Source organism: Phocaeicola sp. ICN-14070 (assembly GCF_037892625.1).
Classification (GTDB): domain Bacteria; phylum Bacteroidota; class Bacteroidia; order Bacteroidales; family Bacteroidaceae; genus Phocaeicola; species Phocaeicola plebeius.
This window is the reverse complement of the sequence record NZ_JBBKBF010000018.1, coordinates 26,846-43,842: the sequence shown is the minus strand read 5'-3', so window position 1 is coordinate 43,842 and position 16,997 is coordinate 26,846. Positions and strand designations below refer to the sequence as shown.

Genomic DNA, 16,997 nt, shown 5'->3' with positions numbered 1-16,997 from the left:
TTTCTTCCTGTTTTTAGAATGACGTTCAAAAATATAAAAAATACGGGAAGAGTGCATCATATCAACAGAAAAAAAGTAACTTTACCCACAAACAGCAAAACGAGGAATTATGGAGAACAACGACTTTTTTACACAAGAGGAACACAAACAACTGATTCTACTCTACAAACGACTGCTGCGGTTGTCGAAAGATACATTACAAAAGGATGACTGCCACAAGCTGAAAACCCATCTGGTCAAGGCGATGGCAGAAGGTACCATTCCGCGAAATGTATTCCAGATGAATCCCATTATCAAGGATATGCAGACGGCTGTCATCGTGGCCGAAGAAATCGGTATGCGCCGCGCCTCGATTCTAGGAATCATGCTCCATGAATCCGTGAAATACAATCTTTGCAGTCTGGAATCGGTCAAGGAAGAATATGGAGAAGACGTGGCCGGCATCATACGGGGACTCGTCAAAATCAACGAACTGTATTCCAAAAGCCCCATCATTGAATCAGAAAACTTCCGCAATCTGCTCCTGTCGTTTGCCGAAGACATGCGGGTCATCCTGATTATCATTGCCGACCGCGTGAACCTGATGCGGCAAATCAAGGACAGCCCCAACGAAGAAGCACGCCTGGAGGTGTCCAACGAAGCTGCCTATCTGTATGCACCGCTGGCCCACAAGCTGGGATTGTATAAACTGAAATCAGAACTGGAGGACTTGTCACTGAAATACACGCAGCACGACGTGTACTATCATATCAAAGAGAAACTGAATGCCACCAAGCAGGCCCGCGACCGCTACATCGAGGCTTTTATCGAACCGATACGCAAAAATCTGGAAGATGCCGGACTGAAGTTCCACATGAAGGGACGTACCAAGTCCATCCACTCCATCTACCAGAAGATGAAGAAACAGGGATGTCCTTTCGAAGGCGTGTACGACCTGTTTGCCATCCGCATCATTCTTGATTCTCCGCTTGAAAAGGAGAAACAGGAGTGCTGGCAGGCTTATTCCATCGTGACGGATATGTATCTGCCCAACCCCAAGCGTTTGCGCGACTGGCTGTCCGTGCCGAAAAGTAACGGATATGAGTCACTGCACATCACCGTGATGGGACCGGAAGGGAAATGGGTGGAAGTACAGATTCGTACGGAACGCATGGACGAAATTGCCGAAAAAGGTCTGGCAGCCCACTGGAGGTATAAAGGTATAAAGGGAGAAAGCGGTTTGGATGAATGGCTGAACTCCATTCGTGAGACGCTGGAAAACTCCGACAGCGACATGGAGGCCATGGACCAGTTCAAGCTGGATTTATATAAGGACGAGGTATTCGTATTTACTCCCAAAGGCGATTTGTACAAACTGCCGCAAGGGGCTACCGTGCTCGACTTTGCCTTTTCTATCCACTCCAACCTGGGATGCCGGTGTACGGGTACCCGCGTCAACGGGAAAAATGTACAGCTCCGCCAGAAACTGAACAGTGGCGACCAGGTGGAAATCATGACTTCGAACACGCAGACACCAAAGCGTGACTGGCTGACTTTTGTCACCACGTCGAAGGCACGCAACAAGATACGTCAGGCCCTGAAGGAGATTGCAGCCCGTCAGACACAGTTTGCCAAGGAAACGCTGGAGCGTAAATTCAAGAACCGGAAGCTGGAATATGATGAGGCCATCCTGATGCGTCTGATTCGGAAACTGGGCTTCAAGACCGTGACTGACTTCTATCAGAGTATTGCCAACGAATCGATGGACGTGAACGACATCATCGACAAGTACCTTGACATGCAGAAACGGGAAACCGAACAGCGCGAAGAAATCAGCTACCGCAGTGCGGAAGGCTTCAACATGCAGCAGCCCACCGACGCGAAGGACTACAAGGATGACGTGCTGGTCATCGACCGGAACCTGAAAGGACTCGACTTTACGCTGGCCAGATGCTGTAACCCGATTTACGGCGACGAAGTGTTCGGATTCGTCAGCATCAACGGCGGTATCAAAATTCACCGTTGCGACTGCCCGAATGCCAAGGAGATGCGTTCCCGCTTCCCCTACCGCATCGTGAAAGCCCGCTGGGCCGGAAAGAGCCAGGGCAAACAGTATCCGATTACTCTCCGTATTATCGGCCATGACGACATCGGCATCGTGACGAACATCACGTCCATTATAAATAAGGAGAACAACATCCTGTTGCGCTCCATCAGCATCGACTCGCACGACGGACTGTTTTCGGGCATGCTGACGGTGACCGTAGACGACAATGCCAAGCTTGAATCGCTGATAAAGAAGATTAAAACGGTGAAAGGTGTAAAGCAGGTAAACCGATAACAACACTTCAAGTTTGTTAATTAAACTGCACAAAAGTAACAGTTTCACACAAAAGTAGTATCTTTGCGGAGTTGTCAGAAGTAAGGATTAAAATCAAAGAAAATGAAGAAAATTTTATTTACAACCTTATTATGTGTCATGAATGTATTGTTTGTCATTGCTCAGGGAACGGCAGAAATTACATTCGAAAAGACCTCATACAACTTTGGCTCTTTCTCTGAAAGCAGTCCGAAAGTAACTTGCAAATTCAAATTCAAGAATACAGGCGACGGCCCGCTGGTAATTCATCAGGCTATTGCTTCTTGCGGATGCACCATACCTCAATATCCGAAAGAACCCATCAAACCGGGAGAAAGCGGTGAAGTGACAGTCACTTACAACGGTGCCGGCAAATTCCCGGGACATTTCCGCAAGACCATCACCCTTCGCACCAACTCCAAGAACGAAATCACTCGTCTGGTAGTAGAAGGTGACATGACCCCGGCATCGGCCGACATCAATCAGTAACGATTCATCATTTTTCATACTTGACAGGAGGAACATTTCAGCGATGTTTCTCCTGTTTTTTTATGCCCGAAAAAGTACATGAAAAAACGCCTTTGTGTTTCATTTCAAACGCAAGTACATTTTACTTAAAACGCAAGTGCATTTGATTCCAAACGTAAAGGCGTTTTCTTTCAAACGCAAGTGCGTTTTCCGATGGCACAAAAATGAGCCCACTTTTGAATGAATATAAAGGATTTTTACTACTTTTGGACACCCTTAAGAATATTAATCAAATCAAAATGTAATATTATTCATGAAAGAGACACAAGAAAAACCGACGGGACTGCCCGAAAACGCATTCCGTCCGCTCAAACCGGGAGAGAAATACGAACCCCTCATGTCTCCCGGAAAAACGTATCCTGAAGTTAACTTCTGGTCTGTGACATGGGGAGTCGTCATGGCCGTTATTTTCTCGGCTGCCGCTGCCTATCTAGGGTTGAAAGTGGGCCAGGTGTTCGAAGCTGCCATCCCTATTGCTATTATCGCTGTGGGTATTTCCAGCGCCACCAAACGCAAAGGTGCACTGGGTGAAAACGTCATGATTCAGTCCATCGGTGCCTGCTCAGGCGTTATCGTGGCGGGTGCCATCTTTACCCTGCCGGCCCTCTACATCCTGCAGGAAAAATATCCGGAAATGACGGTCAACTTCATGCAGATGTTCATCAGCTCCCTGCTGGGTGGTGTGCTGGGCATCCTGTTCCTGATTCCCTTCCGTAAATATTTCGTAAAAGACAAGCACGGCGAATATCCTTTCCCGGAAGCTACGGCCAGCACCCAGGTGCTCGTGTCGGGTGAAAAGGGAGGCGACCAGGCCAAACCGCTGCTCATGGCCGGATTGGTGGGTGGTCTTTATGACTTCATCGTGGGAACGTTCGGCTGGTGGAACGAGAACTTCACAAGCCGCATCTGCGGATGGGGCGAGACCATTGCCGACAAGTTCAAACTGGTATTCAAGATTAACACGGGAGCTGCCGTACTGGGACTCGGCTACATCGTCGGACTGAAATATGCGGCCATCATCTGTGCCGGCTCACTGGCCGTATGGTGGATTATCGTACCGGGCATTTCCTTGTTCTGGGGCGACCAGGTGCTGAATGCCTGGAATCCGGACATCACGACAGCCGTCGGAGACATGTCACCCGAACTTATTTTCAAGGAATATGCCAAGAGCATCGGTATCGGAGGTATTGCCATGGCCGGCATCATCGGTATCGTGCGTTCATGGGGCATCATCAAGAGTGCAGTCAGCCTGGCTGCCAGTGAAATGAAGGGCAAAAAAGCCGAAGAAAATGTGGAACGTACTCAGAAGGATTTGTCCATGAAAATCATCGCCTTCGGTTCGCTGTTCACCCTGCTGCTCGTGGTACTCTTCTTCTATTTCGATGTAATGCAAGGCAACATCCTGCATACCGTGGTAGCCATTCTGCTGGTAGCAGGAATCTCCTTCCTGTTTACCACCGTAGCAGCCAATGCCATCGCCATTGTAGGAACGAACCCGGTATCAGGCATGACGCTGATGACCTTGATTCTGGCTTCTGTCATCATGGTGGCAGTAGGACTGAAAGGTGCCACGGGTATGGTAGCTTCACTGGTAATGGGTGGCGTGGTCTGCACCGCATTGTCCATGGCCGGCGGTTTCATTACCGACCTGAAAATCGGTTACTGGCTGGGGAGCACACCCAAGAAGCAGGAAAGCTGGAAATTCCTCGGCACACTGGTTTCCGCAGCTACTGTAGGCGGCGTGATTATGGTGCTGAATGATTCTTACGGATTCACCAGCGGACAACTGGCTGCTCCGCAGGCCAACGCCATGGCGGCTGTCATTGACCCGCTGATGAACGGTGTAGGTGCTCCATGGCTGCTCTACGGCATCGGTGCAGCACTGGCATTGGTACTGACGTTCTGCAAGGTACCTGCCCTGGCCTTCGCACTGGGTATGTTCATTCCATTGGAACTGAACCTCCCGTTGCTGGTGGGTGGAGCCATCAACTGGTACGTGACTTCACGCAGCAAGGACGAAGCTGTCAACAACGCACGCGGTGAGAAAGGTACCCTGCTGGCATCCGGATTCATTGCCGGAGGTGCCCTGATGGGTGTAGTGAGTGCCATCATGCGCTACTGCGACATCAATCTTATCCACGAAGAATGGCTGGCTAACCCGATGAGCGAACTGGTGTCACTGGTAGCTTATCTGCTGCTGATTACTTACCTGGTAAAAGCCAGCATGAAACTGACAAAATAATCTCTAATATATCACACACATGAAAACACTGCTACTAATGGGGTTGCTGCTTATGTCGGGCACGCTTTTCGCACAACAACCGATTGAAATGAAAGTATGGCCCAACGGTGCCCCTAATGACAACGGCATCACAGAAGAAAAAAATGGAGATACCGATTCTCCAAGTTATACAAAAGAAGCCATTCTCTACGTCTATCCGGCTAAAAAAGGGAACGGAATGGCCATCGTAGCCTGTCCGGGAGGAGGATACTCACATCTGGCCATGGCTCACGAAGGGAAAAGCATGGCCGACTGGTTCAACAGCCAGGGCATTACGTATGCTGTGCTCCGCTACCGCATGCCCAACGGACACAATGAAGTGCCTCTGAGCGATTCACAGCAGGCTCTGCGCATCATGCGCCAGCACGCTCAGGAATGGAATGTAAAAAAACTGGGCATCATGGGTTCTTCAGCCGGAGGACATCTGGCCAGCACCACCGCCACTCATTTCACCGATGCGGAAACTCGCCCGGATTTCCAGATTCTTTTCTACCCGGTCATCACCATGGACCCTGCTTACACCCACATGGGTTCTCACGACAACCTGCTGGGAAAGAATCCCTCGAAGGAACTGGAACAGAAATATTCCAATGAATTGCAGGTCACTCCGCAAACACCCCCTGCCTTCATTCTGCACAGCAGCGATGACACGGTAGTACCGGTGGCCAACAGCGTGAACTACTACACAGCCCTCGTCAAGAACAAAGTTCCTGCCAGCCTGCACACTTACCCGGTGGGAGGACACGGCTGGGGATACCGCGACAGCTTCCCCTACAAACGCCAATGGACGGGCGAACTGGAGAAATGGCTGCGCGAAATCAACAAATAATTTGCGCAACTCTTTGTAGAACAAAAGAAAAGTTGTACCTTTGCACCCGCTAATACGGGTTATTAGCATAATTCAAATCATTTACATTAAAAAACTAAATTAAAAAATGGCAACTAAAATCAGATTGCAAAGAAACGGACGCAAAGGATATGCGTTCTATTCAATTGTTATTGCAGATGCAAGAGCACCACGTGATGGTAGATTTACTGAAAAAATTGGTACTTACAATCCGAACACCAATCCTGCCACAGTAGATTTGAATTTTGAACGTGCATTACACTGGGTAATGGTAGGTGCACAGCCTACTGACACAGTACGCAACATCTTGTCTCGCGAAGGTGTTTACATGAAGAAACACTTGCTGGGCGGTGTAGTTAAAGGCGCATTCGATGAAGCACAGGCTGAAGCTAAATTCAACGCTTGGAAAGAAAACAAACAGTCAGGTTTGGCTGCTTTGAAGGCTAAGGAAGAAGAAGCTAAGAAAGCTGAAGCTAAAGCACGTCTGGAAGCTGAAAAGAAAGTAAACGAAGAAATCGCTAAGAAGGTAGCTGAAAAGAAAGCTGCTGAAGCTGCTGCTAAGGCTGAAGCTGAAGCTGCTGCAAACGCAGAAGAAGCTCCTGCTGCTGAAGAAGCTCCTGCTGAAGCTTAATTCTTCTTTCAGAAAAGACAAACAAAAGACTGTCCTTGCAAAAGGATAGTCTTTTTTTGTGCAGAAATGTCGTATCTTTGCATCTCACCTAACTAATACCTGCCTTTTATGCATACCAAATACACCAATGGAGAAATATGGAAAGTGGCCTACCCTATCCTGATCAGTCTGATTATGGAACAGCTTATCGGTATGACCGATACGGCTTTCATGGGACGTGTGGGCGAAGTGGAACTGGGAGCCTCGGCCATTGCCGGAGTATATTACCTGGCCATCTTCATGTTAGGATTCGGCTTCAGCATCGGCTCGCAGATATTGATTGCCCGTCGCAACGGAGAAGGTAACTTCAGGATGATTGGTTCCATCTTTTATCAGGGGATTTACTTTCTGTTAGGCATGGCACTGGTCATGTTTACCCTGTCCCGGCTGTTCTCTCCCTGGATATTGTCGCACGTGGTGGCATCCCCGCGCATCTGTGAGGCGGCGGTGAGCTACATCAACTGGCGCGTATTTGGATTTTTCTTCTCATTCGTAGCCATCATGTTCCGTGCGTTCTTTGTAGGTACCACACAAACTAAAACGCTCACGCTCAATTCCATCGTCATGGTGACGTCGAATGTGGTATTCAATTATATACTGGTATTCGGAAAGCTGGGATTTCCGGCATTAGGTATTGCCGGAGCAGCCATCGGTTCTTCACTGGCAGAACTGGTGTCCATGCTCTTTTTCATTATCTACACCACGCGGAAAGTAGACTGCGCCAAATACGGACTGAACCAACTGGTAAGTTTCCGATGGACGGAACTGAAACGCATCATGGGTGTATCACTGTGGACCATGATACAGAATGCGGTCTCCATCAGTACCTGGTTCTTGTTCTTTATCTTTATTGAGCATTTGGGCGAACGCTCACTGGCCATCACCAACATTGTACGTAACGTATCAAGTATCCCGTTCATGACCATCACGGCCTTTGCCTCCACCTGCAGCTCCCTGGTCAGCAACCTGATTGGCAGCGGAGAAGCCCGCTACGTCATGCCCACCATCCGGCAGCACGTGCGGCTCTGCACCTGCATTGTCTGGCCCGTTATTCTGCTGATAGCCTGTCTGCCTACATATGTGCTTCGCATCTATACCGACATGCCCGACTTGGTAGAAGCTGCCGTCCCTACCCTCTGGGTACTCTGCTCCAGCTATCTCCTCCAATGCGCCGGATTCATTTTCTTCCAGTCCGTATCCGGTACAGGTGACACCCGCTCTGCCTTCCTGCTGGAGATAGTAGCCCTGACCTGCTACCTGATTTTTATTGTCACGGTCATCCTTCTTTTGAAAATGGATGTAGCCGTATGCTGGTTTGCCGAACACGTGTATGCCGGAGCCATCGGTCTGCTGAGCTATCTCTATCTGAAAAAGGGAAGCTGGCAAAGGAAACAAATTTAAGGATATAAAAAGGCTACTCAATAAATGGTATAAAATCAGCCAACTAATTCACACACAAATCATTGCGAATTAGTTGGCTTTTTGTATCTCTAGATATTCCCCTGCAAAGAAGGTTTGGCCACCCAAACAGGGGAAAGTCCGACTTCGAATTCAGTTAATGCTTTCACGACAGGACAAGAGATTGTTAATCAACGATATAATAAATGCACTATATTTCATAAGCTGTCTTTCATTACCTTTTCTTCCGAAATCTGATTGTCAACAGGAAGTTCTCCCACCTCTTTCTCCTGAGGAAGTTTCAACGTATAAAGGGCAGCATTCAGTTTACGGATCTGGTCACGTTTCAGTTTTCCCGGATTATAGACGAAACCTTCTACTACGACAATCCGACCGTTCGTACGGTCCACACGAACATGTGAAACGAAAGGACCTCCCATAGCATCGTTCTCCATTTCCCACAAACCGCGTACTTCATATGCATAATCACCCTGCACCGCAATGTTACGAGCTTCTACAAAAATGGAATCGGCAGTCACCATATACATACCTTCTTTTGCTCCCGGAATGTGGGCTTTCATCACAGAATCTCGTTTCTCTATGAAATATGCCTTTGTAAAAGCTTCCTTGCTGGTATACGGATAAGTGTAGATAACAAAGTTCAAATCATTCAAATTGCTGGAAGCCCACAAGAACTGTTGGCCAACCTTGTACGAAGCCAGTTCTACCGGCATCCAGATATCACAGTCAAACAAGCTTTGTACCTTGGCAGACAAGACATCATTATGCTTCTTCTCCAACAATTTTACTTCCCGGTTCATTTCTGCACGGGTAAAGAAATCAATAATCACCTGTCCATTCTTGGATACATATTCGGCAAACTCTTCCTGATTCGGCGATTGGATAGTCATAATCATCTGTGGAGAAGAATACGCGTCACGGGTATACTTGAATTTAGTCTGAGTATAGATGTCCTGAATATCCGCAATAATGATGTTGCGGAACAGACGGGTACTACGGTCAAAATACTCCGGACGAATTCTCGAAATCCGGAAAGAACGTTCCGGTTGGGGCAATCCCGGTACATCGGTATCAAGTACATGGAAAAGCGCACTATCCGGACTGTTCCAACATTTGTCATCAGCGACCACCAACACCTCATAAGGCCTCCCACTAGATACCGGAGTAACAATACTTTTACCATCCTTCTGACAAGAAGCAAACACCGATACAACGAATATAAGACTTAAATAAAAGACAAAACGTTTCATAAATTCTAAAACTAAGTTTTCAAATACAGACTAATTACACGGATCAATTCTAAAAACCATTCATGAGATTCAGTTTAAGCATATATCCTTCACGTAATGCCTGCTTGATATCATATACTACTCCTTCAGAAGCATCTGAAGGTACCTTCAATGACACTGCAAGGTTTTCAGCCTTATTTTCCTTACACCACTGCTTGATTTTCGAAGAAAGTTCATCCAGTGAAAAATCCTCCAACTCACCTACTATCACATTATCTTTCAAAAAACGGACTTCATATCCCGGCAACGGAACACTCTTATCGGCCACACCTGCCGGTACATCCGCATATGCTTTCGGAGAAGCATAATAGAAACGGGAAATCAGGCATTCATTCACCAGTTTCTGAGGATAAGTTTTCGAAAGCTCCCGTCTGACCTCATCATACGCTTCTACCAATTTCTGCTTGGCGGCAGTAATAGCTCCCATCTTCGCATTACGGTCTGCAACAATACGGACAACAATAGGAAACATTTCCTCTTTCTGTTCAGAATACAATTTGACGAAAGAGTCTTTCAATTGCTTCCTGGCCTCGTCCGTCATGGCTTCATAATCAACAAACTTCTTCTTTGAAATAGGCTTTTCAGGCCCGAAAAGAAACTGGTTCCGCTGGTTACAATACAATTCCAGCACATACGCCTTTTCCGACGATATATGATCCAGCATCAAGTTGTCTGCATTCCGCTGCTGTGATGTGTCCCTCACCATTAATCCGGATTTTTCTTTTCCTTGATTCTTCGTTTGAAGAGCTGCACCATAATCCGCTACCGTTTCTTTCACTTCCGGCCTCGCAAAGGCATACACGACCCCTGCAGCCAAAGGTACGGCTAACAAGACACGTAGCCGGACCCACTTACTGGTTCTTCTTTTCGACATCATAGATATACGTTTTTTGAGTGAACTGTGAGTAAAGCCGCAAGCCATAGAGTAGAGCCTTGAGCCCACTGCTTTCCTCACCAATAATAATTGATATGTTTTTACATCGATGCCTTGATTCAACACACCTTCATCGGCCTGATACTCATGAACACCATTAAGTTCATACCTCAGTTTCCACACCAACGGATTCCACCAATGAAAGATTAGAATAAACTGTATCAACAGATTGTCATAACAATGCCCATACCGGCAATGCATCTCCTCATGCAGACGGACCGGAGAATATTCTTCATACTCCTGACTGTTCATGACGATATACGTTCCCCAGCTAAAAGGACGGACAGGAATATCGTACAACACCCATCGAAATCCATTACATTCTTTATATTCCTGCCGACTTATCCAACGGAACAGACGGATATAGCCTACAACCCATTGCAAAAGGATGAAAGCACAGCCCGACAGATAAACTGCCATCGATAACACAAGCCAACCCCAATAATTGGCTTCCTTCTGAGTAATTTCCACCATACCGGAAGCAGAAGCAGATACTACATCAACAGGCTGTTTCCATTCCTCCATAAGTATAAAAGGAGACTGCACTAAGGGTTCATGCTCTAATTCCAGAGAAACAAAAGGCAATAACAGACAAGTCAGCATTCCGCCCACCAGCACCCATCGGTTCAAAGAAAAGCGAGTGGTCGAAGCACAAAGCAACTTGTAGAATCCATAAAGCAATGTCAGGCAGAAAGAGCTTTTTCAGTAGATAGGTTAAAAAGGCTACCATAGGTTCAAGATTTACGATTATTCTTCCCCTGCTCTATCTGAGCTATCAGCTGCTTCAGTTCATCCAGATTCATTTTCTCATCTTCAATAAACTGAGAAACCACCTTGGTATAAGAATTGTCAAAATACTGAGAAACAATCTCTCCGATAGCCGAACCCTTGTATTCATTTCCTGTTATTTTTGCTTCATAACGGTAGGTGTTTCCAAACGCCCGATAACTGACAAAGCCTTTTTCTACCAACAGCTTCACCAGAGTAGCTACTGTATTGTAATGGGGTTTCGGTTCTGAATAGAATGCCAACATTTCACGAATAAACAAAGGACCATGAGTCCATAAAATATTCATTATTTCTTCTTCTTTTGGTGTCAGTTTCTTCATAAACAGCTCATTTAAGATTAATACTACACGAAGATATGAAAATTATCAGACAGACAACTAAAAGTTTTAGTAGAACTACTAATATTAATAGTAATTAATAATAAAGACAAAATATCCAAACGATTTATTGAAAACACAAGCAGATTTTGACAGACATGCCAAAACTAAAATGGAACATTCAGTGAATATCCCAATTTAAGAACATAAAAAAGGCAGGAGAGCAATTCACTTTCCTGCCTTTTTCTATGTTCACATTTTATGTCTTCCTTAGAACTCGCTGGTGAAATGGAACTTGATGTGCTTGAAGTCCATCTGTGCCATCTGAAGCACATAACCGCTATCGGCCAGGAACACATCGCGTCCGTCACGGTCTTTCGCCATATACTGATACTTACGTTTCTTGAAAGCTTCCAGTTCAGCCGGATCATCGCTTTCAATCCAGCAGGCTTTATATAGACTCAACGGTTCCCAACGGCACTTGGCATTGTATTCGTTTTCCAGACGGTACTGAATAACCTCAAACTGCAACTGACCTACCGTACCGATAATCTTGCGTCCGTTGAACTGGTTGACAAACAGCTGTGCCACACCTTCGTCCATCAGCTGATCGATACCCTTATTCAACTGCTTGGTCTTCATCGGATCGGCATTCTCGATGTACTTGAACATTTCCGGAGAGAAGCTCGGCAACCCCTTGAAGTGCAACAGTTCACCTTCGGTCAGCGTATCGCCAATCTTGAACGTACCATTGTCCGGCAAACCGATAATATCGCCAGCCCAAGCCTCATCCACTGTAGTCTTGCGCTGTGCCATGAACTGCGTGGGTGAAGAGAAACGCATCGTCTTGTTATGACGCACATGCAGGTACGGCGTATTACGGGTGAACTTACCGGAACATACCTTACAGAAGGCTACACACGAACGGTGGTTCGGGTCGATGTTGGCCGTAATCTTGAACACGAAACCGGTAAACTTAGGTTCCTCAGGCTGCACCTCGCGTTCTTCTGCCTGTACCGGACGCGGACTTGGCGCAATTTCCACAAAACAGTCGAGCAATTCCTGCACACCGAAGTTGTTCAAAGCCGAACCAAAGAACACCGGAGCCAGTTCTCCTTTCAGGTAATCGTCTACGTTGAATTCCGGATATACCCCGTCAATCAGTTCCAGTTCACTGCGCAACTTTTCAGCCAGCGGTGTACCGATATGGTTGTCCAAATCCTCTGTATGGATGTCCACCTCCACTTTCTCCGTCACCACCTGCTTAGAAGGCTGGAAAAGGTTCAGTTTCTGCTCGTAAATGTTGTACACACCCTTGAAACGCGGACCACTCTCAATCGGCCACGTCAGCGGACGCACGTTGATAACCAGTTCTTCCTCCAGTTCATCCAGCAAATCGAACGGGTCCTTAGCCTCACGGTCCATCTTGTTGACGAAGATAATCACCGGCGTGTTACGCATACGGCAGACTTCCATCAGCTTACGGGTCTGTGTTTCCACACCCTTCGCTCCGTCCACCACGATGATTACACTGTCCACTGCCGTCAAGGTACGATATGTATCTTCAGCAAAATCCTGGTGACCCGGTGTATCGAGGATATTGATCTTATAGTCATGGTAGTCAAACTCCATCACGGAGGTAGTAACCGAGATACCACGCTGCTTTTCGATGTCCATCCAGTCGGACGTGGCAGTTTTCTTTATCTTGTTTGATTTCACGGCTCCGGCCACCTGAATCTGTCCACCGAAAAGCAACAGCTTTTCCGTCAACGAGGTTTTACCGGCATCCGGATGCGCGATAATCGCAAATGTTCGTCTTCTTGCTATTTCCTGATTTGCCATATTTATTGTTTTAATTTTTCAATACATTCTGCCAGACTGTCCATCCAGTAAGGCACTTCCACGCCGTAGGTTTTCTTCAGCTTGGTCTTGTCGAGCACGGAATAGTGCGGACGACAAGCTTTCGTAGGATAATCCTCTGTGTGAAGCGGAGACACATGACAAGTAGTGATACCTGCCAGACGATGGATAGCTTTGGTAAAATCATACCAGGAGCACACGCCTTCGTTGCTGAAATGATAAATACCCGGCACGATACCTTTCTCCAGTGCCACAAAAATGGCCTGAGCCAAATCGCGTGCATAAGTCGGCGTACCAATCTGGTCGAAGATAACTCCCAGCGTTTCTTTCTCCTGCCCCAAGCGAATCATGGTCTTCACGAAATTGTTGCCAAACGTAGAATACAGCCATGCCGTACGAATCACCATCGTATTGGGACACTGCTTCAGCGCTTCCTGCTCACCAGCCAGTTTGGTAGAGCCATATACGGAATTCGGACACGGTGTATCTTCTTCCTTATAAGGGATATGGGCTGTACCGTCGAACACATAGTCCGTAGACACCTGCACCAGGCAGCCGTTACGGCTTCGTGCCGCCTTGGCCAGATAGCCCGGAGCCACATGATTCAGTTTGTCGCAGAGTTCCACGTTGTCCTCCGCCTTGTCGACTGCCGTATAAGCTGCACAGTTCACAATCACATCAATCTGATGAGCCGATACAAATTCCATTACCGCCTGTTCATCGCAGATATCCAACTCTGCCACATCGGTAAAGAAATACTCAAAATTCCGGTGCTCTTCTGCCAGCAGACGCATTTCATTGCCCAACTGTCCGTTGGCTCCCGTCACTAATATCTTTTTCATGTTCTGTGATGTTTTAATCCAGTTCCAAATCGCCTTCCTTATCCTTAATATAATATCCGGCCAGCATCGCCAGCAAGTCACTGATGGCCTTCAGCGCCTTCATGGTTTCTTCGCTGATTTCCTTCTTCTGCAATTTCAGCATCAGTACCCCATACATGGCATCAAAGCAAGTCTCCAGTTCAGGCACGTCCTTGTCGCCACCCTTGGCACGCAGTTCCACAATAAAAGGAAGCACCTTGTAATACGCCGCACTGTAATAAGGGAATTTAGGCGAACGCAACAAACGCAGGTGTAAGTCAGTCAGCCAGACGATGATGTTCTTGTTAATCTGCACATGACCCTTTTCCAGCACCCCTTCCTGCTGCATCATGTTAATCAAGTCCTCATACCAGCGGGCCAGTTCCTTCTTCTGCTCGTCGGTAGCCGGATAAGGCTCGATGATATTCTTACGGATGCGCTCCATATCGCAGCCATTGGCACGAATCAAGTCCTCCACCTGCCACATATACAGCAGGTATTCGGCGATATTCTTTTTTTTAAGTTGTTGAGAAATATACATATCCTATCAAGAAAAAGATTTGCCGGCAATGGCCAGGACGATTCCCACCACCGCCGCTATCATGACCACGACACCAATGATGCGGTTGAGCACCCAGATGCCGCGCAAATTAAATCGTGAACGTACTTTATTGACAAAATAAGTAATGCTGAACCACCAGCCCAATGCTCCCAAAATAATGGCCAGATAACCCACTAACTGGAAACCGATGGGACTGCCCGGCATGACAAATGAGAAACGGGCAAACAGACCGATGAACAGGAAAATAATCAAGGGATTGGACAGGGTGACAAAAAAGGCCGTAACGAAGTTGTGCAGGTAAGTTCCCCGCGTACCCGAAGACGGGCGAAGCGACTTCACCGGATTACTGCGGAAGGTATAGATACCAAAAGCCAGCAACATGATGCTGCCCACTACCTGAAGAAAAATATGATGCTTCAGGATGAGTTCGTCCATGAAACTCATTCCGTATCCCGTAATCAACGCATAGCAAATATCACTTAATGCCGCCCCGACTCCCGTCACGAAACCAAACCAGCGCCCTTTGTTCAACGTACGCTGAATACAGAGCACACCGACCGGTCCCAAAGGAGCAGACACGACAATGCCGATAATCAATCCCTTCAGCAACAAATCAAGTATAGTAACCTGTTCAATCCAATTCATAATGCAAAGATGCTACTTTTTTACGAAAGTACCTACATTTTTATACGATTATCATTAAGAGTATATCTGAAAAACGACAAATTCAGAAGCCCTAAAGGAATAACAGGAAGACATTACTGCATTTTTTACGTCTCCCGGCACAAAACCATATGTCTCCCCTACGGGAAACTTACAGCTCCGGCTGGAGAAACGTAAAGTTCACGTAAGGGAGACATACAACCAACAAGTCCGTTTTTCCCTCAATGAAGGGAGACTTTCGGTTTTCTATCACACAAAGAGTACGGCCAGAATACCCAGTCCGACTGCTACAATGGTAGAAATCAGTCCCGGCATCATGAAAGAATGGTTCAGTACGTATTTTCCGATGCGGGTGGTACCCGTGGTATCAAAATTGATGGCCGCCACCACCGTTGGATAATTCGGGATGAAAAAATACCCGTTGACCGCCGGAAAGAGGGCAATCAGCATATAGGGCGAAATGCCCAGTGCCATGCCCAAAGGAAGCAAGGCACGGATGGTTGCCGCCTGACTGAACAGCAGGATAGACATGACAAAAAGCGCAATACCGAAAAGCCACGGCATATCAGTTACCAAACCGAATATATTTTCTTTGATGACGGCAATGTTACCGGAGATAAAGGTATCGCCCATCCACGCAATACCGAAAATGGCCACTACCGCCTGCATACCCGCATTGAAGACTGAACTTTTAGCAGCCTTCATCCCACTGGTGCCAGTCAGCAGCAGAATCAGTGCGGCTACCGACAGCATGAGCACTTCAATGATGTGTGCCATCTGCATCACCACTACGCCCTCTGAGGTTTGAAACGACGGGCGAAGACTATCTATGGAACCAAATAGCACAATACCCACCGTGGCACCTAAAAACAGCAGTACGGAGGTCAGCGCCTTGCCAGGATTAGCCACCTCAGCCGTACAATAATTGGCACCCGACAGTTCGCCCGACTTCAAGCGTGCCTGATATACAGGGTCATCCTTCAGTTCCTTACCTACCCGCATGGAATAAATCGCACCGGCCAGTACACCCACCAAGGTGCAGGGAATGGAAATCTTCAAAATATCAAACAAAGTAATGTCATATCCGGCCAGCATACTCAACAGAGCCACCGTAGCCGCAGAAATAGGGCTGGCAGTAATAGCCTGCTGGGAAGCAATGACAGCAATCCCCATCGGACGTTCCGGACGGATACCCGTTTCACGAGCCACTTCGGCAATAACCGGAAGTACGGAATAGGCCACATGCCCCGTTCCGGCAAAGAAGGTAAAGAGGTAAGTCACCAGCGGACTCAACAGCGTGATGCGCTGAGGATGGCGACGCAAGATTTTCTCCGCCCATTTCACCATCAAATCCAACCCTCCGGCAGCCTGCATGCAACCGGCAGCTGCAATCACTGCCACAATCATCAGCATCACATCAATAGGAGGAGTGGTGGGTTCAAGACCAAAGATAAAGGTAAGTACGGCCAGCCCCAAGCCTCCAAAGACTCCCAGACCGATGCCGCCTACACGCGCTCCGACAATAATTGCCAGTAACACAAACAGTAATTGTAACCACATAAATAGAAAGAGTTTTTAGATTTAAGGTGCAAAGATAGGCATATTCTGTGATAACTTTTATTTTTCTTCGTAATTCCGAG

The 16,997-nt window shown here is 47.2% G+C and carries 15 protein-coding genes; 6 read left to right on the top strand and 9 right to left on the bottom strand.

The annotated features are described in order from the left end of the window. The first annotated feature begins 109 nt into the window (after positions 1 to 109). The 6 genes from WKT20_RS07210 (at position 110) to WKT20_RS07185 (ending at position 8,065) form a co-directional block, all read left to right on the top strand. Entirely contained in the window at positions 110 to 2,320 is a 2,211-nt protein-coding gene (locus WKT20_RS07210) for a RelA/SpoT family protein (RefSeq protein WP_340417100.1), read from the top strand. Positions 2,321 to 2,422: 102 nt separating this feature from the next. Beyond that, positions 2,423 to 2,827, top strand: coding sequence for a DUF1573 domain-containing protein (locus WKT20_RS07205; protein ID WP_117700639.1), 405 nt, complete (start codon positions 2,423 to 2,425; stop codon positions 2,825 to 2,827). A 292-nt stretch (positions 2,828 to 3,119) separates the two neighbouring features. Further along, positions 3,120 to 5,108 carry an OPT family oligopeptide transporter gene (locus WKT20_RS07200; protein WP_340417099.1) on the top strand — a complete coding sequence of 663 codons (1,989 nt, stop codon included), beginning with the start codon at positions 3,120 to 3,122 and terminating at the stop codon, positions 5,106 to 5,108. A 19-nt stretch (positions 5,109 to 5,127) separates the two neighbouring features. Next, a complete protein-coding gene (locus WKT20_RS07195; protein ID WP_118242452.1) occupies positions 5,128 to 5,976 on the top strand; it encodes an alpha/beta hydrolase in 849 nt (282 codons plus the stop codon). 106 nt (positions 5,977 to 6,082) lie between these two features. Beyond that, positions 6,083 to 6,625 (top strand): 30S ribosomal protein S16, encoded by a 543-nt coding sequence (locus tag WKT20_RS07190; protein WP_117700636.1) that lies wholly within the window; start codon positions 6,083 to 6,085, stop codon positions 6,623 to 6,625. A 108-nt stretch (positions 6,626 to 6,733) separates the two neighbouring features. Further along, positions 6,734 to 8,065 (top strand): MATE family efflux transporter, encoded by a 1,332-nt coding sequence (locus WKT20_RS07185; RefSeq protein ID WP_117700635.1) that lies wholly within the window; start codon positions 6,734 to 6,736, stop codon positions 8,063 to 8,065. A 215-nt stretch (positions 8,066 to 8,280) separates the two neighbouring features. On the opposite strand, the gene WKT20_RS07180 is transcribed toward WKT20_RS07185, so the two are convergent. The 9 genes from WKT20_RS07180 to WKT20_RS07140 form a co-directional block, all read right to left on the bottom strand. Continuing rightward, positions 8,281 to 9,333, bottom strand: coding sequence for a DUF4837 family protein (locus tag WKT20_RS07180; RefSeq protein WP_118441638.1), 1,053 nt, complete (start codon positions 9,331 to 9,333; stop codon positions 8,281 to 8,283). A 49-nt stretch (positions 9,334 to 9,382) separates the two neighbouring features. Continuing rightward, entirely contained in the window at positions 9,383 to 10,831 is a 1,449-nt protein-coding gene (locus tag WKT20_RS07175; RefSeq protein WP_340417098.1) for a M56 family metallopeptidase, read from the bottom strand. 28 nt (positions 10,832 to 10,859) lie between these two features. Further along, a complete protein-coding gene (locus WKT20_RS07170; protein ID WP_340417097.1) occupies positions 10,860 to 11,036 on the bottom strand; it encodes a hypothetical protein in 177 nt (58 codons plus the stop codon). A gap of 4 nt (positions 11,037 to 11,040) precedes the next feature. Then, positions 11,041 to 11,415 carry a BlaI/MecI/CopY family transcriptional regulator gene (locus tag WKT20_RS07165; protein ID WP_118242458.1) on the bottom strand — a complete coding sequence of 125 codons (375 nt, stop codon included), beginning with the start codon at positions 11,413 to 11,415 and terminating at the stop codon, positions 11,041 to 11,043. A gap of 267 nt (positions 11,416 to 11,682) precedes the next feature. After that, complete coding sequence (locus WKT20_RS07160) at positions 11,683 to 13,254, bottom strand: peptide chain release factor 3 (RefSeq protein WP_007563501.1); 1,572 nt, start codon at positions 13,252 to 13,254, stop codon at positions 11,683 to 11,685. Positions 13,255 to 13,256: 2 nt separating this feature from the next. Continuing rightward, on the bottom strand, positions 13,257 to 14,114 hold the full coding sequence (gene rfbD / locus WKT20_RS07155; RefSeq protein ID WP_270653126.1) for a dTDP-4-dehydrorhamnose reductase: 858 nt from the start codon (positions 14,112 to 14,114) through the stop codon (positions 13,257 to 13,259). A 13-nt stretch (positions 14,115 to 14,127) separates the two neighbouring features. Beyond that, on the bottom strand, positions 14,128 to 14,673 hold the full coding sequence (locus tag WKT20_RS07150) for a DUF4924 family protein (protein WP_270653127.1): 546 nt from the start codon (positions 14,671 to 14,673) through the stop codon (positions 14,128 to 14,130). A gap of 6 nt (positions 14,674 to 14,679) precedes the next feature. Then, positions 14,680 to 15,339 carry a LysE family translocator gene (locus WKT20_RS07145; protein WP_007563496.1) on the bottom strand — a complete coding sequence of 220 codons (660 nt, stop codon included), beginning with the start codon at positions 15,337 to 15,339 and terminating at the stop codon, positions 14,680 to 14,682. 267 nt (positions 15,340 to 15,606) lie between these two features. Then, on the bottom strand, positions 15,607 to 16,917 hold the full coding sequence (locus tag WKT20_RS07140) for an anaerobic C4-dicarboxylate transporter family protein (protein WP_304204619.1): 1,311 nt from the start codon (positions 16,915 to 16,917) through the stop codon (positions 15,607 to 15,609). Between the last annotated feature and the right edge of the window lie 80 nt (positions 16,918 to 16,997).